This is a genomic window from Shuttleworthella sp. (assembly GCF_057251025.1).
Window position 1 is genome coordinate 1 of sequence record NZ_DBHIDN010000006.1, and the last position, 21,462, is coordinate 21,462.

Consider the following 21,462-nt stretch of genomic DNA (forward strand, 5'->3'; position numbering starts at 1 on the left):
AGCACCCCACCCAGACTTTGACAGATCTCTTTACCATCCATACGCTCAGGGGCAGTATCGATCATCTTGTGGTCGGCCTCTGCGGGGACCTCAAGTTCGGCCGCACGGTCCACTCTCTGATCACGGCCATGTCCCGCTACGAGGGCATCTCCTTTGTGCTTATCTCCCCGCCGGAGCTGCGCGTGCCCGGCTACATTCGAGAGGATGTCCTGGAGGCCAATCACATTCCCTATCGGGAGGTGGTTAGCCTGGATGAACTCATGCCGGAACTGGATATTCTCTACATGACCAGAGTGCAGAAGGAGCGCTTCTTCAATGAGGAGGATTACCTGCGCATGAAGGACTTTTACATTCTGACCCCGGAGAAGATGAAAAGGGCCAGAAAGGATATGTTCGTTCTCCATCCCCTGCCCCGTGTCAACGAGATCTCTGTTGAAGTGGATCAGGATCCGAGAGCGGCCTACTTCCGCCAGGTCGAGTGTGGGCGCTATATTCGCCAGGCACTGATTCTCTCTCTGCTGGGAAAGTCAGATGTCCTCGGACAGACAGAGCGCCTGGGAAAGTCAGATGTCCTTGGAGGGACGGAGCCGGTCGCTTCTGATTCGGCCGGCAGTACCGCCGCGGACAGGCCTTTTGAGGGTCAGACAGGCCGGGGATGTGCCGGGGAGGCTTGCCCGGGATCTGAGCGAGCCGATGACACAGGGAGCAGAAAGGAGGCGGTCAATGCTTAATATCAGTGGAATCCGGGAGGGCTTTGTGCTCGACCACATCAAGGCCGGAACCAGCATGCGGATCTACAATGACCTGGGGCTTAGGGACAAGGACTGCACGGTGGCCATGATCATGAATGCCAGGTCCAACAAGATGGGACGCAAGGATATGCTCAAGGTGGAGTGCCCGATCGATGCCATTGATCTGGATGTTCTGGGCTTTATTGATCACAATATCACGGTCAATGTCATCCAGGACAATCAGATCTGTGAGAAGCGCAAGCTCCGTCTTCCCAAGCAAATCAAGAATGTCATCCGCTGCAAGAATCCCCGCTGTATCTCCTCCATTGAGCAGGAACTGGATCAGATCTTTATCCTGACGGATGAAGAGAATGAGGTCTATCGCTGCAAGTATTGTGAGGAGCAGTACAAGCGGGGAGATCACAAGAGATAATTATGACCAAGTATGCCGATGTCATCGTTGACATCTCCCGGGGACAACTGGATAAGAGCTTTCAATATCGGATTCCGGAGGAATTAGAGGCATCGCTTGCGATCGGAAGTCGGGTGGAGGTCTCATTCGGCTCGACCCGGCGCAAAATTCGGGGCTATGTGGTCGGCATCTCGGAGGAAGCTAAGTTGGATCCGGAGCGGATCCGTCCTCTGGATGGGCTCGTGCGAGGGTCGGTTGTCATTGAATCTGAGTTGATTGCTCTGGCCGTCTGGATGAAGGACCACTATGGGTCCACCCTAAACCAGGCGCTCAAGACCGTCCTCCCGGTCAAGGCAAGGACAGCTGCCCAAAAGAAGAGGCAGCTTGCCCTGGTCTTATCTGCAGACCGGGCTCGGGAAGAGCTTTGCGCCATGAGATCAAGAAAGAGGCATTCTTCCTCCAAAGAGCGCCTGGTGGAGGCCCTGGTCCGGGAGGGGCGCTTGTCCTGGGACCTGGCCAGGAAGGAACTGGAAATTCCCTCTTCCGATATTCGGGACCTGGAGAAGAGGGGCTGGATCTCAGTCACCGAGTCTTCTGCGTCCCGGAAGCCGATGGCGGACAAAGAGAAGGATAAAGAGAGGTCTTCCGGTGAGATTTGCCTGAACAAGTGGCAGGAGCAGGCCTATAACCGCTTCGCCGCCGACTGGGATATGGGCAGGCGCGGGACCTACCTCCTCTATGGGGTCACCGGAAGCGGAAAGACCGAGGTCTACATGGAGATGATCGCGCGGGTTCTGGACCGGGGCAAGGAGGCGATTGTCCTCGTCCCGGAGATCGCCCTGACCTATCAGACCGTCATGCGCTTTGTCCGCCGCTTTGGGAAGGGCGTCTCCATCTTGAACTCCCGCATGTCGGCGGGAGAGCGCTATGAGCAGTTTGAGAGGGCCAAGTCCGGGGAGGTCAGGATCATGGTCGGCCCCAGGTCTGCCCTCTTCAGTCCCTTTCAGAAGCTGGGACTGATTGTCATTGACGAGGAACATGAGAATTCCTACAAGTCGGAGACCGTGCCCAAGTATCACGCCAGAGAGACGGCGATCGAGCGGGCGCGACTGGCAGGAGCCTCGGTGGTCCTGGGGTCCGCGACGCCATCCCTGGAGGCCTTCTCAAGGGCGAAGAGGGGAGAGTACACTCTCCTCACCCTGCCCTCTCGCATCGGGAATCGCGCTCTTTCGACCTGTCAGATCGTGGACCTGCGGGAGGAACTTAGGGAGGGAAACCGGTCCGTTATCAGTCGCCGCCTGGGAGAATTGATCCGGGACCGGCTCAGCCGGGGAGAGCAGACCATGCTCTTTGTCAACCGCAGGGGGATGGCTGGCTTTGTTTCTTGTCGGTCCTGCGGGTCTGTGATAAAATGCCCCCACTGTGACGTCTCCTTGACCCTGCACAAAAACGGGCGAATGAGCTGTCACTACTGCGGCTACTCGACGGTCCGTCCGGCAGTGTGTCCTTCCTGCGGATCCGGGTATATCGGCGGTATGCGGGCCGGAACCGAGAAGTTCGAGGAACTTGTCCGAAAGGCCTTCCCCCGGGCCAGAGTCCTCCGGATGGACGCGGACACCACCAGGTCCAAGGAGGGGCACAGGAGGATTCTCGCGGCCTTCGCCAACCGGGAGGCAGACATCCTGATCGGAACGCAGATGATTGTCAAGGGACACGACTTTCCCAATGTCACTCTGGTGGCCGCTCTGGCGGCGGATCTCTCCCTGAATTCCAGCGACTTCCGGGGGGCGGAGCGGACCTTTCAGCTGCTCTGTCAGGCGGCAGGGAGGGCCGGCAGGGGAGACAAGCCGGGTCAGATGGTCATTCAGACCTACCAGCCCGGGCATTTTGCCATCCGGTGCGCGGCCGGGCAGGATTACGAGAGCTTCTATGCCCGGGAGATCGCCTATCGGACTCTGATGGCTTATCCACCTGCCTGCCATATGCTGCTGGTTCAGGTCCTGTCGGATTTTGAGCCGGAGGCAGAGAGGGCGGCCGCCCTTCTGGCGGAATTCTTGCGCAGGGCCAGGCCCGACGGCAAGATCGACGGGCCGGTCAAGGCACAGATCCCAAAGCTTGCGGATGTCTATCGGTGGGCCATTTATCTCAGGGATGAGAGCTATGATCTGTTGATCGAGGACAAGAAGCGGGTGGAGAAGCTCCTGTTAGAAGACCGGTCCCTGCAGAAGGTCCGGGTCTGGTTTGATTTTGACCCTATGAACGCCTTTTGAGACTTGCCGGAGGCAGGGTCCGTCTATGTATTGTTGTGAAAAGCTGTGATGACAGGGCTTTTGAGAAAAATCCCTTTTCATCCGGGAGAGGAAATAATGGCAACTCGTGAAATTCGTGTGGATGGAGACCCCATCTTAAAGAAGGTATGCAGACCGGTGACCAAACTGTCCGATCGTCAGAGAAATCTGATTGAAGATATGCTTGATACCATGTATGAGGCCAACGGAGTCGGTCTTGCGGCGCCCCAGGTGGGGGTTCTGCGCCGGATTGTCGTCATTGATGTGGGAGAAGGGCCCCTGGTCATGATCAACCCCCGGATTACAGCAAGGGACGGCCGGCAGACCGGGGAGGAGGGCTGCCTGTCTCTTCCGGGCAAGGCCGCCATCGTCACCCGGCCCGACCATGTGATTGCAAGGGCCCTGGACCGGGACATGAAGGAATTTACCGTCGAGGGGACCGGCCTTCTGGCAAGAGCCATCTGCCATGAGCTGGACCACCTGGACGGACACATGTACACAGAGATCGCTGAGGGACCCCTGATGGACGTCAAATACGATGTGGAAGAGGAGACCGAATGAAGATCATCTTTATGGGGACCCCGGACTTTGCTGTCCAGATCTTAGACGCGCTTGTTGCGGCGGGGTATGAGATAGTCCTGGCGGTGACACAGCCCGACAAGCCAAGAGGCAGGAAGGGGATCTTGTGTCCGCCGGAGGTCAAGCGCTATGCGGCGGACCGGGGCATCGAGGTCTTTCAGCCCGACAGGATTCGGGATCCCCGGGCAATCGACAGGCTGAGGCAGTATCCTGCGGATGTGGCGGTTGTGGCCGCCTTCGGGCAGATCCTGCCGGAAGAAGTGCTGGAGCTGCCCCGCCTGGGCTGCGTCAACGTGCACGCCTCTCTCTTGCCAAAGTATCGGGGAGCATCTCCCATCCAGTGGGCGATTCTAAATGGGGACCGGACGTCCGGGATCACCACCATGCAGATGGGGCCGGGCCTGGACGACGGCGATATTCTGGAGCAGGAGGAGATTATCCTGGATCCGCACGAGACGGGGGAGTCTCTCTTCAACCGCCTGGCCTTTCTGGGCCGCAGCCTGATTGTCAGGACGCTCAAGGGCCTGGATGCGGGAGAGATCCGGCCGAGACCTCAGGAGGAGAGTCAGGTCAGTCATGTCGGCATGATCCAGAAGGATATGGGCCGTCTCAACTTCAGCCGTCCGGCGGAGGAGCTGGAGCGGATGGTACGGGGACTCAATTCCTGGCCCTCTGCCTTCACATCCTACCGGGGGACAAGCCTTAAAATCTGGCGGGCCGGTGTCCTGGAGGATGAGTGTGAACAGGCGGAAGATCCTCGCGATGCGGGAGACCGGACTGCTTCCGGCGATCACTCTGTGCCGGGGCCGATCAGCAGCATCGGGTCCTCGACCGTCTCGCCCGGCAGCATCTTTGCGGTGACGGACGATGCCATCTATGTCAAGTGCGGGAGGGGTCTCCTGCGCTTAGAGGAGCTGCAGAAGGCGGGCAAGAGACAGATGTCTGCCGCTGACTTCCTTCGCGGTCACAAGGTTGAGGTCGGGGATATCCTGGGTTCATGAAAAGCTGAGAATGATCCTGAAAATGATCCCGGGAATGAGAGAGGGATGGAGCGCATTGCTGCATATGAACGAGAGAGAAATTGTACTGGAGATACTGTCTGCGGTTCTGGAGAGGGGAGAGTACTCCCACCTCCTCCTGCAGGCAGTTCTTGATAAATACGCCTATTTGGACAAGCGGCAGAGGGCCTTCATCAGCCGGCTCACAGAGGGTGTGCTGGAGCGGAAAATCAGCCTGGACTATGTCTTGAATCACTACTCCAGAACCCCGGTCCGGAAGATGAAGCCAATGATCCGCAACAGTCTGCGGATGGGCCTCTATCAGCTTCTCTACATGGAGGCGGTCCCGGACTCCGCGGCCTGCAATGAGTCGGTCAAGCTGATTTCCCGCCGATACTCGCCTCTCAAGGGCTTTGTCAACGGCCTCCTCCGCAATATTGCCCGCCACAGGCAGGAGGCCCTGTCTCTTCTGGAGGGGGCGCCGCTTGACATCCGCTATTCCATGCCGGCCTGGCTCACGGAAGCCTGGCTGGACCGCTTCGGAAGAGAGGAGTGCGAGCGGATCTTCCGGGCCTTTCTTGCGCCCAAGAGGACCTGTATTCGGACCAATCTTGCCAAAACAAGCACTGAGAATCTGATCAGGAGACTGAAAGAGGAGGGGCTTGCGGTCATCCAGGCAGAGAAACCGGAGTATGCCCTCTATATCAGCGGCTATGACAGCCTTCAAGGTCTTGCGACATATCAGGAGGGGCTCTTCTATGTACAGGATATCTCCTCTATGCTGGTAGCTGACCGGGCGCCCGTTCGCAGGGGAGACCGGGTCTTAGACGTCTGTGCTGCTCCCGGGGGAAAGAGCCTGCACATGGCGGAACGACTGGCGCACTTGGAGGCAGAGCGAGGAATCTCGGACCCGGGGGCCGGGCCAAAAGTTGTGCCAAAAGCCGGGCCCGAGGGGACCGTTCTGGCTCGCGACTTGACGGAGCGCAAGCTGGAGAGGATCCGGGAGAATATCGCCCGCTCTCATCTGGACAATATCTCGGCCCAGGTCTATGACGCAAGGGTAGATGATCCGTCCAGCCATGGGGCCTATGACATCGTCCTGGCAGACCTGCCATGCTCAGGCCTTGGCGTCATCGGAAGGAAACCGGAGATTCGCTACCGCCTGCAGGAGGAGGACCTGGCCTCTCTGGCCGGTCTGCAGAGGGAGATCCTCTCTGTGGTCAAAAATTACGTCAAGCCGGGGGGGACCCTGATCTATTCCACCTGTACGATTTCCAGGCAGGAAAATGAGGACAATGCGGACTACTTTCTGGCCCAAAACCGGGATTTTCACAGGCTGTCTCAGGAACAGATTCTGCCGGACGAATCGGGGGTTGACGGTTTCTTCATCGCAGTCTTTCGCAGGGCCTGATCCGCAGAGAGGAGAACCATGGCAAAGGTCGATATCAAGTCCATGACTTTGGACCGGCTAAGAGCATATATCGAGTCCCTGGGGGAGAAAAAATTCAGGGCAGACCAGATCTATGCCTGGATCCACCAGAGACAGGCGGCAGGCTGGGACGAGATGACCAATCTCCCCGGGAAACTGCGTCAGTATCTGGCGCAGGAGGCCGACTTGACCGTCCTGAGGCAGGAGGACTGCCAGATCTCCCGTCTGGACGGGACGCGCAAGTACCTCTTTGCTCTGGCGGACGGGAATATGGTGGAGAGCGTGCTCATGCCCTACCACCATGGAAACAGCGTGTGCATTTCCACCCAGGTGGGCTGTAAGATGGGGTGCAGGTTCTGCGCCTCCACCCTTGACGGATGGGTCAGGAACCTGACCCCGGCGGAGATGCTGGACCAGGTCTATCGCATTCAAAGGGCTACAGGAGAGCGGGTCTCGAACATTGTTCTGATGGGGACCGGTGAGCCCCTTGATAATTTCTGCAATGTCGTTCGATTCATTGAACTGATCTGCCATGAGAGAGGACTTCATATCAGCGGGCGGAATATCACCGTCTCCACCTGCGGGCTGGTTCCCCGGATCAGAGACCTGGCCGACCTTCAGATGTCCATCACCCTGGCGATTTCCCTGCACGCATCCTCCCAGGAAGTGAGAAGACAGCTCATGCCCATCGCTGACCGCTATGGGATGGAAGAGGTCTTAGACGCCTGCAGGTATTATTTTCATAAGACCGGCCGGCGGTTGACCTTCGAGTACTCCCTGGTGGCCGGAGTCAATGACTCAGGGGAGGACGCCGCCCGTCTGGCGGGACTTCTCAAAGGGATCCCCTCCCATGTCAACCTGATTCCGGTCAACCCGATTCAGGAGCGCAATTTCCGCCAGTCAGGGAGAAGGGCCATTGAGGCCTTCCGGCAGAAACTTGAAAAATATGGCGTAAATGTTACTATTAGGAGAGAAATGGGCAGGGATATCGATGGGGCCTGCGGCCAGCTTCGGCGCAGGAAGATGCACGAGGCGGATTAGCTCCCGGGAAATCCCTTTTTACTTGACGCAGTAAGGATGCGATATGTTAATTGCTTCAAAAACCGACGTCGGGCAGGTCAGAAGTAGCAATCAGGATTATGTCTATGCGACTTCGGAACCTGTCGGACCTCTGTCCAACCTCTTTGTGATTGCGGATGGAATGGGCGGACATAAGGCTGGAGAATACGCTTCTTCCAAGGCGGTCGCCCAGGTCGTCGCCACCGTCGAAGCCTCCGCATTCAAGGAGCCGGTCGCCGTATTAAACCAGGCGATCACGGACGCCAACAGCATCATCTATGAGATGGCCGCCTCCGATGAGAGCAAAAGAGGGATGGGGACAACCCTGGTGGCGGCGACGATATGCGGACAGCACCTCTATGTGGCCAATGTGGGAGATTCCCGCCTCTATCTGGTGGATCCGAGCGGCCTGTGTCAGGTGACCCGCGACCACTCTCTGGTAGAGGAGATGAGGCGCAAGGGGGAGATGACCAGGGATGAGGCCATGCACAACCCCAACAAGAATATCATCACGCGGGCGGTCGGCGTGGAGTCCGAGGTCCATCCGGACTACTTCGACCTCTTCCTGCAGCCCAAGGAGCAGATTCTCATATGTACCGACGGTCTGACCAATATGGTGGCCGAGGAGGAGATCCTTCGAATAGTGAACGCGGAGCCGGACCCCTCTGCCAGGGTTGAGCGGCTGGTTGAACTGGCGAATTTCAACGGGGGAAAGGATAATATCTCCGTTATCGTCATTGATCCTGTGGTTGACCCGGAGAGGATATAGTCTATGTTAGCGAATGGAACATTTCTTGCGAATCGGTATGAGATTATCGCCAATATCGGAACGGGCGGCATGTCAGATGTCTACAAGGCCAAGGATCATCTTCTGGGAAGAGATGTGGGAGTCAAGGTCTTAAAGGAGGACTTCTCTCATGACATGACCTTCGTCACCAAGTTCCGGCAGGAGGCCCAGTCAGCGGCCGGCCTGGAACATCCTAATATCGTCAATATCTATGATGTTGGATCTGAGAACGGACTCTACTATATCGTGATGGAGATCGTCGAGGGCGTGACCCTTAAGACCTATATCGAGAAGAAGGGCCGGCTCAACTACAAGGAGGTCATCTCCATTGCCATCCAGGTGGCGCGCGGCATTGAGGCTGCCCACAACAAGGGGATCATTCACCGGGACATCAAGCCCCAGAACATCATGATCTCCAAGGACGGCAAGGTGAAGGTGACGGATTTCGGCATCGCCAAGGCGGTCTCATCGAATACGGTCCATGCGGATATGATGGGGTCGGTCCACTATACCTCGCCGGAGCAGGCCAGGAACGGCTATGTAACTTACCGGTCCGACATCTACTCCCTCGGAATTGTGATGTATGAGATGGCCACCGGTCGGGTGCCCTTCGACGGAGACTCCACGGTTGCCGTGGCTCTGCAGCACCTCCAGTCCGAGATGCCCAAGGCCTCGGACCTTGCGGAGGACCTGCCGATCAGTCTGGAGCATATCATAGAGAAGGCGACGATGAAGAGTCCGGATCGCCGCTACCAGAATATGGAGGAATTGCTCTTAGACCTGCGCAAGGCCCTGGTTACACCCAATGAGGACTTCATCAGCATTGCGCCGATCGTTGATGACGACAAGACCAAGGTTATTACCGAGGCCGAGTTGAAAGAGATCAAGAGAGAGGCCGGCGCCTACGAGGAAGATGACGGGGAGAAGCAGGAAGCCGGGGCAGATGAGAGCCTGCCGGCCAAGCGTGAGGCTGAGGCTGCCGCAATTGTCCCTGAGGACAAGAAGAACCGCAAGAAAATCGAGAAGGCTATCACCATCGGCGGTGTGGTCGCGGCGATTATTATTGTTGTTATTATGGTCTATGTATTCGGCTCTCTCTTCGGCTGGTTCAAGGGATTCGGCAACACTACGGAACAGACCAGTCAGATCCGGATACCGGATGTGACCGGCAAAAGTGAGGAGGATGCGAGAAACACCCTGACCAAAATGGGCCTTAAGGTGGATACCGTGAGCACTCAATCGGATGATTATGACAAGGGTCTTGTGGCCGAGCAGGATCCGACAGCCGGAAAGAAGGTGGACAAGGGGTCTACCGTTATCCTGTCTATTTCCACGGGATCTGACAAGATCAAGGTGCCCGATGTGACCGGGCAGACCGAGGACGCCGCCACGAAGACCATGAAGGGGGCGGGACTGACCGTGAATGTCCAATACCAGTACTCCTCCTCGGCGGCGAAGGGCGTCGTCATCAGCACGGACCCCGTCGCCGGGAGCAAGCTGGCCAAGAACAGCCAGGTGACCCTGCTTGTCAGTCAGGGGGCCAAGGCAGTCCAGATCCCAAGCCTTAGCGGCAAGACCAAGGAGGAGGCGGTCAGCGCCCTCACTTCCGCCAAGTTAACCCTGGGCAATGTGACTTCCAGCTACAGCGACAGTGTGGAGGCCGGCAAGGTGATATCCCAGAACCCGAGCGCCGGTCAGTACACAGACCAGGGGACGGCAGTGAACATCGTTCTCTCCAAGGGCAAGGAGACGGCCGCTTATCGCTTCTCCCAGTCTGTCACCAACAGCACGGGCAGCGAGGTGACCTATGTCCTGAAGGACACAGCCGGCAAGACCCTTCGGACCTGGAAGGTCGCCGCAGGAAAGACCGAGACCCTGTCTGTGGAGAATATCCAGACATCGAGCGGAACCCTCTCCTGGTCGGGGGGGACGACCGGATCTACGGCGGTCTCTTTCGTCAAGCAGTAGCAAGATTCAGGCGTCCGGTTTCCCCGGACGTCTTTGTTGTGCCAGCGGAGGAATCGGATGCAAGGGAAAATCATCAAGGGGATCGCCGGCTTCTACTATGTCTATGTCAGGGGAAGGGGCATCTATGAGTGCAAGGCAAGGGGGGCCTTTCGGAGAAAGAAGATCAGGCCCATGGTGGGAGATGCCGTGGACATCGAGATCACAGACCCACTTGACGCTGAGGGTAATATCAGGGCCATTATGGATCGCAAGAGCCGGCTGATCCGCCCCGCCGTAGCCAATGTAGACCAGGCCCTGGTGATCTTTTCCGCCAGTCAGCCCAAGCCCAACTTCAACCTTCTGGACCGATTTCTGGTGATGATGGAGCAGGCCCAGCTCCCGACGACCATCCTGGTCAACAAGGTGGACCTGGTCGATGAGGAGGCGCTCGAGCGTATCCGGGGCATCTACGCGGCCAGCGGATACCCCCTCCACTTCATGTCAGCCAAGGAAGACATCGGGATCGATGAGATTCGCCGTCAGCTGTCAGGCAAGACAACGACGGTGGCGGGCCCCTCCGGCGTGGGCAAGTCCTCTCTGATCAACTGCCTGCAGTCCGCGGCCCATATGCAGACGGGGAGGATTTCCGTCAAATTGGGCAGGGGCCGGCATACGACCAGGCACAGCGAACTGATCCCCCTGAGAGAGTCCCCTTATCACAGGGGAGATCCAAAGACCGGGGCAAGCGCAAGCAGCGGGACTTGTGACGGAAGTCAGGGCCAGACGGGGCAGAGGGAGAAGGAGAAGAGAGAAGATTTTCCGGTCAATACGCATTTCATTGAGGACGCGTCCAGAGTTTTGGCAGAGATTTCCCCTGCGGCCATGAGGGAGGAGATCCGGGACATGTATCAGGGAGCCGGGGGCTTCATTGTGGATACGCCCGGCTTCTCAAGCCTCTATGTGCCGGATTTTGAGAAAGAAGACCTGGCCTTCTTCTTCCCGGAATTTCTACCCTATATGAGCGCCTGCAAATTCCAGCCCTGCACCCATATACATGAGCCGGGCTGTGCCGTGCAGAGCGCGCTCTCGGACGGTAAGATCTCTCAGAGCCGCTACGACTCCTATTTGCAGATGTACACGGAGTTGGCCGAGAGAAGGAGATATTGACTTTGCACCCAGCAAGAGAGGAAAGCTATGAATTGTCTGTCCCCCTCCATCCTGTCCGCTGACTACGGTCATCTGGCAGATGATATCGCCCTGGTCGATGAAGCCGGAGCTCAGTATATCCATGTGGACGTCATGGATGGCCGTTTCGTGCCCAATATTACCATCGGTGCCCCGGTGGTCAGGTCGATCCGCAATTACACAGAGAGAATCCTCGACGTCCATATGATGGTGTATGAACCCATTCGCTTCATCCCGGATATGGCCGAAGCGGGGGCGGATATTATCACGGTCCACGCCGAGGCGACCGGGCACCTGGATCGGACCATTGCCGCCATCAAGGAGCAGAAGGTCATGGCCGGTCTGGCACTCAATCCGGCCACGCCCCTTTCCGTCCTCGATTACATCCTGCCTCAGCTGGATATGGTCCTCCTTATGACGGTCAATCCGGGGTTCGGTGGACAGAAGTTCATCCCCTATAGCCTTGACAAGATCCAGCAGCTCCGCCTCCTTATGGACAGGAAGGGCCTGGACATCGATATTGAGGTCGATGGGGGCATACATCTGGGCAATGTCTCGGATGTCCTGGATGCCGGTGCCAATATCATTGTGGCCGGGTCTGCCGTCTACCGGGGAGATGCGGCCGAGAATGTCCAGAAGTTTTTAGAAATTATGGAGTGAAGGCCTTTTTATGCAAGTATGGATTGTCAGCGGGGGAGCGCTGGATGATAACTTTGCGGCGGATATTCTGATCCGGGCGGGCTTGCGCCGGGATAAGGACAAGAAGCTGTCAGCTGCTCCGGGAGGTCCGATCCTGATCGGGGCTGACCGGGGTGGCTGCCTCTTATATCGCCTGGGATTCCGACCGGATTATCTCATCGGGGATTTCGACTCAACAGGGAAGGAGGACCGGCGGAAACTGGAGGAGGAGAAGCTTCCCCTCATCGTCCTACCGACCAGAAAGGATGACACGGACACGGAGGCCGCCCTGAACCTGGCCCTGCTCTTAGACCGAGACCACTATCAGAGTCTTCCCCCGCAGGAGCGAAAGATGCAAGACCTGAAGGAACTGCCTGTAGAGCTGGGAAGCCATCAGATCGACTCTATCGTGATCCTGGGCGCTACGGGAAGTCGCCTGGACCACGTCCTGGGATCGATTGCCGTCTTGGGACAGGCTCTTGGGGCGCGGGCCGGCAGGGGGATTCCCTCCTGTATCCTGGATCCCCGGAATCGAATTCGGCTTGTGGATCCGGATCATCCTCTGACGCTTGCGCGAGAGGACCAGTGGGGCACATACCTGTCTCTCATCCCCTTCGGAGGTCCCTGCAGGGGAGTAACCCTCAGGGGTACGGCCTATCCTCTGGAGGATGCGGACCTGGACCTCTATTCATCCAGGGGAGTGAGCAACGAGATTGTAAGCAGGGCCTCCCTCTCTCTGCGGGAGGGATGTCTGCTGTTGATCGAGAGTCAGGACTAGACTTGCGATTGCAGAGAAAAGAGGAGAGAAGTGCTGGGAATTGTAGATGTCGGGGGAGGAACAAGAGATATCTTCGGGGCCGGTATCCTGGACTATTTCATGGATGCGGACCTGCATGTGGACTACTTCATCGGCGTCTCCGCCGGCAGCGCCAATGGCATTTCCTATCTGGCGGGGCAGAGGGGGCGCAACTATAAATTCTACGAGGACTATGTCTTCCGCAAGGACTACATGGGAATGGGCCAGCTGTTTCGAACCGGGTCGGTCATTAACCTGGACTATGGCTACGGCAAGCTCTCCAACCGGGGCGGGGAGTATCCGATCGATTATCCGGCTTTCTCCAGGGATCCGACGATCTTTGAGCTGGTGGCAACAGATGCCGTGACCGGTAGACCGGTCTATTTCAACCGGGATCATATCTGCCAGGATAACTATGATGTCCTGAAGGCATCCTCCTGTGTCCCTCTTGTCTGCAGGCCTTACCGAATCGGAAATTACAGCTATTTCGACGGTGGTATTTCCGATCCGATTCCCTTTAAGCGGGCGCTGGCACAGGGTTGCGACCGCCTCCTCGTCATCCTGACCAGGCCGAAGACCCTGATGCGGGAAGGAAAGACGGACCGCAATTATGCCGCATTTCTGCGCTTTGCCTACCCGGCATCGGCCCGGAAGCTGGCCGACAGGAGCTACCTCTATAATTATCAGCTGAAGCAGGTCAAGAGGCTGGAGGAGGAGGGGAGAGCTATGATTGCCGCCCCCGGCAATATCAGCGGGCTCAAGACACTGACGCGAGATCTTGAGAAACTGGATGCCCTCTACCAAGAGGGCTATGCCATGGGGGAGAGCGCGGCAGCTTTCCTGCGGGCCTGAAAAGAGCTTGCGATCCGGAAAAGTCACAGCGGATTTGAAAAGAAAAGCGAAAGAAGAGGAGTTCTCCGCCTGGCCGATGGGGCGGTCAGAGAACTCCTCTTCTTTTGTTGCTCTCTTGTCTTGCACAGGAGCTTAGGCCTTGTGCCTTGCGGTCATCTTGTGACCGCTCCAGAGGCAGACAAGCGCGGCAATCATCATGATGATGGCGCTGTACTTATGGTACTTGTAGTAATTCACGGAAAGTCCTCCTTTCTCTGATTCTGCCGGATCAGTCCTCCTTGATGACCGGAGTCATGCTGTAGAGGCCGATTGCGATCGTGGACATATTGTGGAGCAGAGACGCCGTCGCCGGAGAGAGAAGACCCAGGGCGCCCAGGGCGATCAGGCTCCCGTTGAAGCCCATGATGGTCCGATAGTTGGTGTGAATTCGGTCAAAGAGCAGGACAGCAATCCGGCGGACCGTGACCAGGTTCTCAAGAGACCCGTCCGAAATAACGATATCCGCAACTTCCCTTGCAATGGCAGCGCCGTTGGCGACCGCGAAGCCGGCATCCGCCTCAGACAGGGCCGGCGTGTCGTTGATACCGTCCCCGACCATGAGAACCTTGCGGCCCTTCTCATGCTCTCGACGGATGAAGGCCGCCTTGTCCTCGGGCAGAACTTCCGCGTAGAACTCATCAATATGGAGCTTGCTCGCGACGGAGGCCGCCGTGTTCCGGTTGTCCCCGGTCATCATGCAGACCTTGTTGATCCCAAGGGCATGCAGGCGGTCAATGACTTCAGCGGCCTCCAGGCGGATGGGGTCGTTGATGCAGAGAACTGCGGCCAAGCGGCCGTCGACAGCCAGATAGAGGGGAGAGTACTCCGGCGGAATCCGGCCCAGCTTCTCCCGGTCTTCATCAGACAGCCGGATATGTTCATCCTCCATGATGAAATGATGGCTCCCGATGACCGCGCGCTTTCCGTCAATGCTGGTCGCAATGCCGTGGGCTACGATGTACTCGACCTTGGCGTGTGTCTCTTCATGAATGATATGCCGCTTTTTGGCTGCCTGGACAACCGCGTTGGCGATGGAATGAGGGAAATGCTCCTCCATGCAGGCCGCAAGGCGGAGGGCCTCGGTCTCATCCCAGGCGCCGAAGGTAACGATGTCGGCGAGCTGGGGGCTGGCGTGGGTCAGGGTCCCTGTCTTGTCGAAGACAATGGTCTCGGCCGTAGCTACGGCCTCCAGGTACTTGCCGCCCTTAATCGAAATATTATGTCGTCCCGCATCCCGCATGGCACTCATGACCGCCAGGGGCATAGAGAGCTTGAGGGCGCAGGAGAAGTCCACCATGAGAAAGGCCAGGGCTCTTGTGACATTGCGGGTCAGAGCATAGGTCAGTCCCAGACCGGCGAAGGCCCAGGGGACCAGACCGTCCGCCAGATGAAAGGCGTTGTTGACCGTGTTGCTCTTTAGCTTCTCCGAGTCCTCGATCATCTTGACGATCTGGTCGTATTTGCCGCTGCCGACCTCCTTGGTCACAGAGCAGACCAGTTCGCCTTCCTCGACGACGGTACCCGCAAATACAGAAGACCCTTTTCTCTTGAAGACAGCGGCAGGCTCTCCGGTCATGGAGGCCTGGTTGACACTGGCTTGTCCCGAGAGGACAGTGGCATCGAGGGGGATGACATTGGAAGTCCTAAGAACAATCCGGTCACCCGGGTGGATGTCGTGTACCGCCATCAGAACTTCATCGCCAGTCTCGGTCTGAACCCAGACACGGTCCACATGCAGGCTCATCATCTCAGCCAGATCATCGACGGACTTCTCATGGGTCCAGTCCTCCAGAATATCGCCAATATGCTGGAGGAAAATAATGCTTCCGGCGGTCTTGAAGTCTCTCCGCAGAAGGGAGGTCCCGATGGCAGCCGCATCTAAGACGGATACCTCAATCTTCCCGGATATGAGGGATCGAAGCCCCTTGATAAAGTAGGGGAAGGCGCAAAAAATAGTGAAGGCCGATCTCATTCCGACAGGGAAGAAGAGACTGCGGAAGGCCTTGAAAAGGATTCCGAAGAGAAGCTTCTCCTCATACCTGCGCTGCATGGCCCGGCTGGAATGTTCCGGGATCAGAGAACGGATCTTGGGGTCCTCATAGTCAAGGGCGGCCAGGGCTTCTATGACCTTCTTCCGGCAGCCCCTCCGATAGGAGATGATGGCGTCACCGGTGCGGTCATAGACCTTGATCGACCGGATGAAGTCCCGGTGGACCAGGCCGTACTCGACCAAATCTGCCTGGTCCAGGGTCATGCGAAAGCCGTCAATGTGGACGCGCATGCGGCCGGAAGACTCGTGCAGAATCTGACAATTCATGTCTTATTCCTCAGCATCAGCTGCGGCATCCCTCTGCGCAGCCTCAAGCTCCTTGAGATGGGCCGTCGCCTCTTCAATCTTGGCCTTGGCGTCGATGATCGCCTTCTTCTCAGCCTCCCTGGCACGCTTCTCATTGATGTCCTGGGCATCAGCGTAGATGTCGTCGCAGTTCTCCCGGAGCGTAGTAGCGGTCTTCATCACGCTCTCCTTGCCCCTGAGCACAGCCGCGGTGCAGTGGGTGTAGGCCTTCTTCAGATCATCGCTCTTTAATATACTGATACCGGCAGTGCCGAAGATTACGCCGCCAACAAAGAGTCCGATTCGATTCCAGTGAAACATAGGTTTCCTCCTTGAATGATAAACGAGCGTTACGCTCAATCCAATAATAACGGACCTATTGTAGCACGAGAGATCGGATAAGAAAACCGATTCTACCAGAGGATACCCCGATAGGCATTGAGGATTAAGATGATAAACAGGGCATACAAGAGGACGAAGACCCACTTGATCCGAAGGCAGATGGCGATGAACTCACGGATGAAAGCAGAGGGGATATAGTAGCCGGCGGTCTTGCATCCAAGGCCATCTGCCTTCATCCCGAGCTGACGGGCGTAGGTGCCGGTCCGATAGAGATGATAGTCATTGGTCACAAAGAGAAAGCGGGGATAGGCGATGTAGGTCTGTCCGATTTTCTTAGAGAAGAGGAGGTTCTCATAGGTGTTTTTGGACCGGTCTTCCAGGAGAATCCGGTCGGCTGGCACATCGGTCTCTGTGACCAGATACTGGCAGATGGCTTCTGCCTCGCTGATCTTCTCATCGGGACCGCGGCCTCCGCTGGCGATCAGCATGACATCGGGGTTGGAGGACCTGTGAAAGGCCTCTACGGCCTTATCAATTCTCCGCTTTAAGAGGGGGGTCACGCGTTCTCCGCCCAGGAGACCGGCCCCGTGGATGATGATGAAGTCATAGTGCTTTCGCTTGGGAACGATGAGATAGAGGGCGGAGTAGAGCATGTAGCTGAAGAAGGCAAAGCCGAAGATGAAGCAGCTGTAGAAGAAGAACATAAAAGGAATGCAGAGCCACGGATGGGTGCGAATGGTGCGGGAGGAGTCGGAGAAATAAAAGAAGACCAGGAGGAAGAAGAGGAGGATGAGAAGACCCAGGCCGATGGACAGGAAATTGGCCTTAGACCGGCCCTCCTTCTTGATAAGGACGATTCCGTTATAAATAAGAAAGAAGGCGCTCAAGAAGACAAGAAGAGGGAAAAGAGCAAAGGGAGCCAGGAGAAAGACAGAGGGAGCTGTGGAGTTGAATTGGCCGAGGGCAGCGGCAAGGGACAGATAGACAGAGGCCAGAGCAAAGATAAAGAGGGGAGGATTCCAGAGACTGCGGTTATCCCTCAGGAAGAAAAAAAGGAAGAGGAGAACCGGAATGACAGCCAGGATATACATGGGATACCTCCAGGGAAAGAATCAATCGACATAGCAGGTCCATCATAGCACATCCGGTTCATCTCTTGACAGGAGAAAGAAAGGGGATATGATATAAGTTAGCTATATCTAACAAATAATCACATATGAGAGCAAACATGAGAGACCAAGGGGATATCAACCGATTGAGGAATTCGGACAGGAACCGCTTGGAAAAGCATTGGATTGGAGATCTTGATGCCGGAAGAATATCTGATTGAACACTGCGCTCCTACCCTGGCCGCGATTAAGACCGGAAGTCTCTTCTCCATTCCGGCCGGATCCAAGGAAGACCTCTACCGAGAGGCCAGGGAGATTAACCGGATTCTAAAGAAATGCGGAGTGAGAGCCGTCCCGGTTCAGAGAGAGGGAAGACGGGCCCTGATCTATCTCTATCGGCCGGATTTTCTCAAGCGGGATCTTCTGGATCCGGATGCCATAGAGATCTTGAAAAAGAGAGGATACTGTCCGGGGAATGCCAAGTCCTGTCTGGTAAAGCTCCTGCAGCATCTTGTGGCGGATGAAGAGTTCCCCCATGAGATCGGCCTCTTTCTCGGATATCCGCCGGCGGATGTCAGGGGCTTTATCAAGAGTTCCAGCCGGGGCGTACAGTGCGTTGGCTATTGGAAGGTCTATGAGAACCGGGACCGGGCAGAGGAGATCTTTCAGAGATACAGGCGGTGTCTGGATTGCTATAAACGAGAGTACAAAAAGGGGAAGACCATAGAGCAACTGACCGTCTGCGTCTGACATCCTGTATTAAAAGGTCTGGATCGAAAAACCTGGATCGAAAGACCTGTATTAAGAGGCCTGCAAGAGAAAATCTGTATCTATGAGTTGAATACGGTATTCGAGGGGGATTCTGCGCCTTGCGCGGATCCCCCTCATAACTTTGATAATAAGAAGAAACATGGTATCATAGCAAGGGCTTTCCCTCCGGCTGCCGAATAGAGGCCGGCAGAAAGGACTGCCACAGCATCAGCAGCGCGATGAAACGATCGTTTTTATAATAAGGAGATAAAGCAGCATGAAGCTCGGAATCGTGGGCCTGCCCAATGTGGGGAAGAGCACCTTATTCAACTCTTTGACCAAGGCCGGAGCAGAGATGGCCAACTATCCCTTTTGTACCATTGACCCCAATGTGGGCGTGGTGTCTGTTCCGGACGAGCGTCTTAGTGTTCTCTCACAGATGAATCACTCCAGGAAGACCATTCCGGCTGTGATTGAATTTGTCGATATCGCCGGACTGGTCAAGGGGGCCTCTAAGGGAGAGGGCCTGGGCAATCAGTTCCTGGGCAATATCCGGGAGTGCGATGCCATCGTCCATGTGGGACGGTGCTTCGATGACAGCAACGTGATCCATGTCGACGGACAGGTGGATCCCATCCGGGATATTGAGACCATCAACCTGGAACTGCTCTTCTCCGATATGGAGATCATAGAGCGCCGCCGGTCTAAGGTGGAAAGGCAGGCCAGAAATGATAAGACCGCCCGCAAGGAGGCGGAAATGCTGAGCCGCCTCTACGCCTTCCTGGAGGAGGGCAATATGGCCTCTTCCTTTCGGACAGCGGATGAGGATGAGGACAAATACCTGAGCCAGTATGACCTTCTGACGGGCAAGCCGGTGATCTACGCGGCCAATGTCTCTGAGGAGGACATGGCTGATGACGGGGCGGACAATGCCTATGTCAGGAAGGTCCGCGACTATGCCGGGGAGCACAAGGCACAGGTCTTCGTCGTCTGTGCCCAGATGGAGGCGGAGATCTCCGAGCTTGAGGATGATGAGCGGCAGGCCTTTTTGGAGGACCTGGGCTTAAAGGAGTCAGGACTGGATAAGTTGGTCCGGGCCTCCTATGAGCTTCTCGGACTCATCTCCTATCTGACTACCGGGGAGGATGAGACCCGGGCCTGGACCATTACAAAGGGGACCAAGGCGCCCCAGGCGGCCGGCAAGATCCACACGGATTTCGAGCGAGGATTTATCGCGGCAGAAGTGGTGAAGTACACTGACCTGATCGAACAGGGCAGTATGCACGCGGCGAAGGAGGCCGGATTGGTCGGCCTGCAGGGCAAAGAATATGTGGTTGAGGACGGAGATATCATCAATTTCCGCTTCAATGTATAAAGGTGTATCAAGCGATCAGAGAGGATCAAAGGGAAGGATACGGCTATGAAATGTCCATTTTGCGGCAGTGACAACACCAGGGTGATTGACTCCAGGCCGGCGGACGACAATACGTCCATTCGCAGGAGAAGAGTCTGCGATGACTGCAAGAAGCGCTTTACAACTTACGAGAAGGTGGAGACCATCCCCCTGATCGTCATCAAGAAGGACAACACCAGGGAACAGTATGACCGCAACAAGGTGGTCGGAGGAATCATCCGCGCCTGCCACAAGCGCCCGGTCTCCGTGGATCAGATCAACCGGTTGGCTGATGAGGTCGAAGCCTTGATTTTCACCGGAGAGAGCAAGGAGATCGAGTCGACCAGGATCGGCCAGATTGTCATGGACAAGCTCTCCGAGCTTGACCCGGTCGCCTATGTCCGTTTCGCCTCTGTCTACCGGGAGTTCAAGGATGTGGACACCTTCATGCAGGAACTGACCAAGATGCTCAAGAATGACAAGAAGTGAGAGACAAAGCGCAGTCGACCTGTCAGATGAGGGAGAGAAGATGAAGATTGCAATCGGCAATGATCACGCGGCTACGGCCTTAAAGTTCGAGATGAAGGAATATCTGGAGGGGCTGGGCCATGAAGTTGTGAATTTCGGCACGGACGAAGAGGAAAGCGTCAACTATCCGGACTACGCAGAAGCAGTGGCCAGGGCGGTCGCAGGAAAAGAAGTCTCCTGCGGGGTCCTGATCTGCGGCACCGGCATCGGTATGTCTCTTGCGGCCAATAAGGTCGAGGGGATCCGGGCGGCCAGCGTCTCCGACCCAGTCTCCGCCCGCCTGGCCAGAGAGCACAACGACGCCAATATTCTTTGTCTGGGAGCCCGGATCGTGGGAGCGGAGATGGCCAGGGCCATCTTAGACGCCTATCTGGGAGCGGGCTTCCTGGGAGGGCGCCATGCAGAGCGGGTAAAGCTGATCCGGGAGATTGAGCAGCGGACGAAGGCGGGGCAAGAGCTGTGACTTGGGCAGAGGCCCTGCGGGCTTGCGTGCCCGATGGGTTTTCGCTATAATAAGGAGCAATCTGTAGATTTATCAAGAGGCAGAATGATGCGTCTCTGCAGGCTTATGCGAGAGGATTATAGAGGAGGATCATCACAATGGTAACAGCAGGCGATTTCAGAAATGGTGTTACAATCGAGTACGACGGCAAGGTCTGCCAGGTCATTGAGTTCCAGCATGTAAAGCCGGGCAAGGGCGCTGCCTTCGTCCGCACCAAGCTCAAGGATATCAAGAACGGAGGCGTCGTAGAGACTTCCTTCCGCCCGACCGAGAAGTTCCAGGCCGCGCATATTGACCGCAAGGATATGCAGTATCTCTACAGCGATGGTGACCTCTACTATTTCATGGATGTTGAGACCTACGATCAGGTGGCTCTGTCCAAGGAAGCCATCGGCGATGCCCTCAAGTTCGTCAAGGAGAATGAGATGTGCAAGGTGATCTCCTACCAGGGAGAAGTATTTGCCGTCGAGCCCCCTCTCTTCGTCGAGCTTGCCGTCACTGAGACCGAGCCCGGATTCGCCGGCAATACGGCCCAGGGAGCGACCAAGCCGGCAACGGTTGAGACCGGAGCCCAGGTTCAGGTTCCCCTCTTTGTGTCGACGAATGACGTCATCCAGATTGACACCAGGACCGGAGAGTACTTAAAGCGCGTATAATCCCGATCGGGACTTTTGCTAAGGGCTTGACGGAAGCCGGAAAATGCTGCTTGACACGCAACTTGGC

Annotated in this window: 21 protein-coding genes and 1 pseudogene; 19 read left to right on the forward strand and 3 right to left on the reverse strand. The window is 56.6% G+C overall.

The window, feature by feature from the left end; translation table 11 throughout:
• The 13 genes and pseudogenes from ACO5R6_RS02530 to ACO5R6_RS02590 all read left to right on the forward strand — a co-directional run.
• Nucleotides 1-521: pseudogene (locus ACO5R6_RS02530) on the forward strand (aspartate carbamoyltransferase); the annotation flags it as partial.
• A gap of 202 nt (nucleotides 522-723) precedes the next feature.
• Entirely contained in the window at nucleotides 724-1,164 is a 441-nt protein-coding gene (locus ACO5R6_RS02535) for an aspartate carbamoyltransferase regulatory subunit (RefSeq protein ID WP_485625618.1), read from the forward strand.
• A gap of 2 nt (nucleotides 1,165-1,166) precedes the next feature.
• The gene (gene priA / locus ACO5R6_RS02540) at nucleotides 1,167-3,413 is read left to right on the forward strand and encodes a replication restart helicase PriA (RefSeq protein ID WP_485625619.1); all 2,247 of its coding nucleotides are present in this window, start codon (nucleotides 1,167-1,169) and stop codon (nucleotides 3,411-3,413) included.
• Between the two features lie 96 nt (nucleotides 3,414-3,509).
• A complete protein-coding gene (gene def / locus ACO5R6_RS02545; RefSeq protein ID WP_485625620.1) occupies nucleotides 3,510-3,992 on the forward strand; it encodes a peptide deformylase in 483 nt (160 codons plus the stop codon).
• Nucleotides 3,989-5,011 (forward strand): methionyl-tRNA formyltransferase, encoded by a 1,023-nt coding sequence (fmt, locus tag ACO5R6_RS02550; protein ID WP_485625621.1) that lies wholly within the window; start codon nucleotides 3,989-3,991, stop codon nucleotides 5,009-5,011. The genes def and fmt overlap by 4 nt, the downstream gene beginning before the upstream one ends.
• Before the next feature lie 64 nt (nucleotides 5,012-5,075).
• Complete coding sequence (rsmB, locus tag ACO5R6_RS02555) at nucleotides 5,076-6,419, forward strand: 16S rRNA (cytosine(967)-C(5))-methyltransferase RsmB (RefSeq protein ID WP_485625686.1); 1,344 nt, start codon at nucleotides 5,076-5,078, stop codon at nucleotides 6,417-6,419.
• An 18-nt stretch (nucleotides 6,420-6,437) separates the two neighbouring features.
• The gene (rlmN, locus tag ACO5R6_RS02560) at nucleotides 6,438-7,478 is read left to right on the forward strand and encodes a dual-specificity RNA methyltransferase RlmN (RefSeq protein WP_485625622.1); all 1,041 of its coding nucleotides are present in this window, start codon (nucleotides 6,438-6,440) and stop codon (nucleotides 7,476-7,478) included.
• Nucleotides 7,479-7,521: 43 nt separating this feature from the next.
• A complete protein-coding gene (locus ACO5R6_RS02565; RefSeq protein WP_485625623.1) occupies nucleotides 7,522-8,265 on the forward strand; it encodes a Stp1/IreP family PP2C-type Ser/Thr phosphatase in 744 nt (247 codons plus the stop codon).
• Nucleotides 8,266-8,268: 3 nt separating this feature from the next.
• Nucleotides 8,269-10,251, forward strand: a complete 1,983-nt coding sequence (gene pknB, locus ACO5R6_RS02570) for a Stk1 family PASTA domain-containing Ser/Thr kinase (RefSeq protein WP_485625624.1) — start codon at nucleotides 8,269-8,271, stop codon at nucleotides 10,249-10,251.
• A gap of 57 nt (nucleotides 10,252-10,308) precedes the next feature.
• Nucleotides 10,309-11,397: a ribosome small subunit-dependent GTPase A gene (gene rsgA / locus ACO5R6_RS02575; protein ID WP_485625625.1), complete on the forward strand. Its 1,089-nt coding sequence runs from the start codon at nucleotides 10,309-10,311 to the stop codon at nucleotides 11,395-11,397.
• 27 nt (nucleotides 11,398-11,424) lie between these two features.
• Nucleotides 11,425-12,075: a ribulose-phosphate 3-epimerase gene (rpe, locus tag ACO5R6_RS02580; protein WP_485625626.1), complete on the forward strand. Its 651-nt coding sequence runs from the start codon at nucleotides 11,425-11,427 to the stop codon at nucleotides 12,073-12,075.
• A 10-nt stretch (nucleotides 12,076-12,085) separates the two neighbouring features.
• Nucleotides 12,086-12,871 (forward strand): thiamine diphosphokinase, encoded by a 786-nt coding sequence (locus ACO5R6_RS02585; RefSeq protein ID WP_485625627.1) that lies wholly within the window; start codon nucleotides 12,086-12,088, stop codon nucleotides 12,869-12,871.
• 30 nt (nucleotides 12,872-12,901) lie between these two features.
• A complete protein-coding gene (locus ACO5R6_RS02590) occupies nucleotides 12,902-13,741 on the forward strand; it encodes a patatin-like phospholipase family protein (protein WP_485625628.1) in 840 nt (279 codons plus the stop codon).
• A 268-nt stretch (nucleotides 13,742-14,009) separates the two neighbouring features.
• Here ACO5R6_RS02590 and ACO5R6_RS02595 read toward each other — a convergent pair whose 3' ends face one another.
• The 3 genes from ACO5R6_RS02595 to ACO5R6_RS02605 all read right to left on the reverse strand — a co-directional run bounded on the left by ACO5R6_RS02595 (nucleotide 14,010) and on the right by ACO5R6_RS02605 (nucleotide 17,161).
• Complete coding sequence (locus ACO5R6_RS02595) at nucleotides 14,010-16,097, reverse strand: heavy metal translocating P-type ATPase (RefSeq protein ID WP_485625629.1); 2,088 nt, start codon at nucleotides 16,095-16,097, stop codon at nucleotides 14,010-14,012.
• Between the two features lie 3 nt (nucleotides 16,098-16,100).
• The gene (locus ACO5R6_RS02600; protein ID WP_485625630.1) at nucleotides 16,101-16,436 is read right to left on the reverse strand and encodes a DUF6110 family protein; all 336 of its coding nucleotides are present in this window, start codon (nucleotides 16,434-16,436) and stop codon (nucleotides 16,101-16,103) included.
• A gap of 92 nt (nucleotides 16,437-16,528) precedes the next feature.
• Nucleotides 16,529-17,161 (reverse strand): YdcF family protein, encoded by a 633-nt coding sequence (locus ACO5R6_RS02605; protein WP_485625631.1) that lies wholly within the window; start codon nucleotides 17,159-17,161, stop codon nucleotides 16,529-16,531.
• A gap of 21 nt (nucleotides 17,162-17,182) precedes the next feature.
• Between ACO5R6_RS02605 and ACO5R6_RS02610 the strand changes: the two genes are divergently transcribed.
• The 6 genes from ACO5R6_RS02610 (at nucleotide 17,183) to efp (ending at nucleotide 21,395) form a co-directional block, all read left to right on the forward strand.
• On the forward strand, nucleotides 17,183-17,596 hold the full coding sequence (locus ACO5R6_RS02610; protein WP_485625632.1) for a hypothetical protein: 414 nt from the start codon (nucleotides 17,183-17,185) through the stop codon (nucleotides 17,594-17,596).
• A gap of 168 nt (nucleotides 17,597-17,764) precedes the next feature.
• Nucleotides 17,765-18,316, forward strand: coding sequence for a DUF3793 family protein (locus ACO5R6_RS02615; protein ID WP_485625633.1), 552 nt, complete (start codon nucleotides 17,765-17,767; stop codon nucleotides 18,314-18,316).
• 277 nt (nucleotides 18,317-18,593) lie between these two features.
• Nucleotides 18,594-19,691, forward strand: a complete 1,098-nt coding sequence (ychF, locus tag ACO5R6_RS02620; RefSeq protein WP_485625634.1) for a redox-regulated ATPase YchF — start codon at nucleotides 18,594-18,596, stop codon at nucleotides 19,689-19,691.
• 45 nt (nucleotides 19,692-19,736) lie between these two features.
• The gene (gene nrdR, locus ACO5R6_RS02625; RefSeq protein ID WP_485625635.1) at nucleotides 19,737-20,198 is read left to right on the forward strand and encodes a transcriptional regulator NrdR; all 462 of its coding nucleotides are present in this window, start codon (nucleotides 19,737-19,739) and stop codon (nucleotides 20,196-20,198) included.
• A 40-nt stretch (nucleotides 20,199-20,238) separates the two neighbouring features.
• Nucleotides 20,239-20,700, forward strand: a complete 462-nt coding sequence (gene rpiB, locus ACO5R6_RS02630; RefSeq protein WP_485625687.1) for a ribose 5-phosphate isomerase B — start codon at nucleotides 20,239-20,241, stop codon at nucleotides 20,698-20,700.
• 137 nt (nucleotides 20,701-20,837) lie between these two features.
• Complete coding sequence (gene efp / locus ACO5R6_RS02635) at nucleotides 20,838-21,395, forward strand: elongation factor P (RefSeq protein WP_485625636.1); 558 nt, start codon at nucleotides 20,838-20,840, stop codon at nucleotides 21,393-21,395.
• Nucleotides 21,396-21,462: the final 67 nt, after the last annotated feature.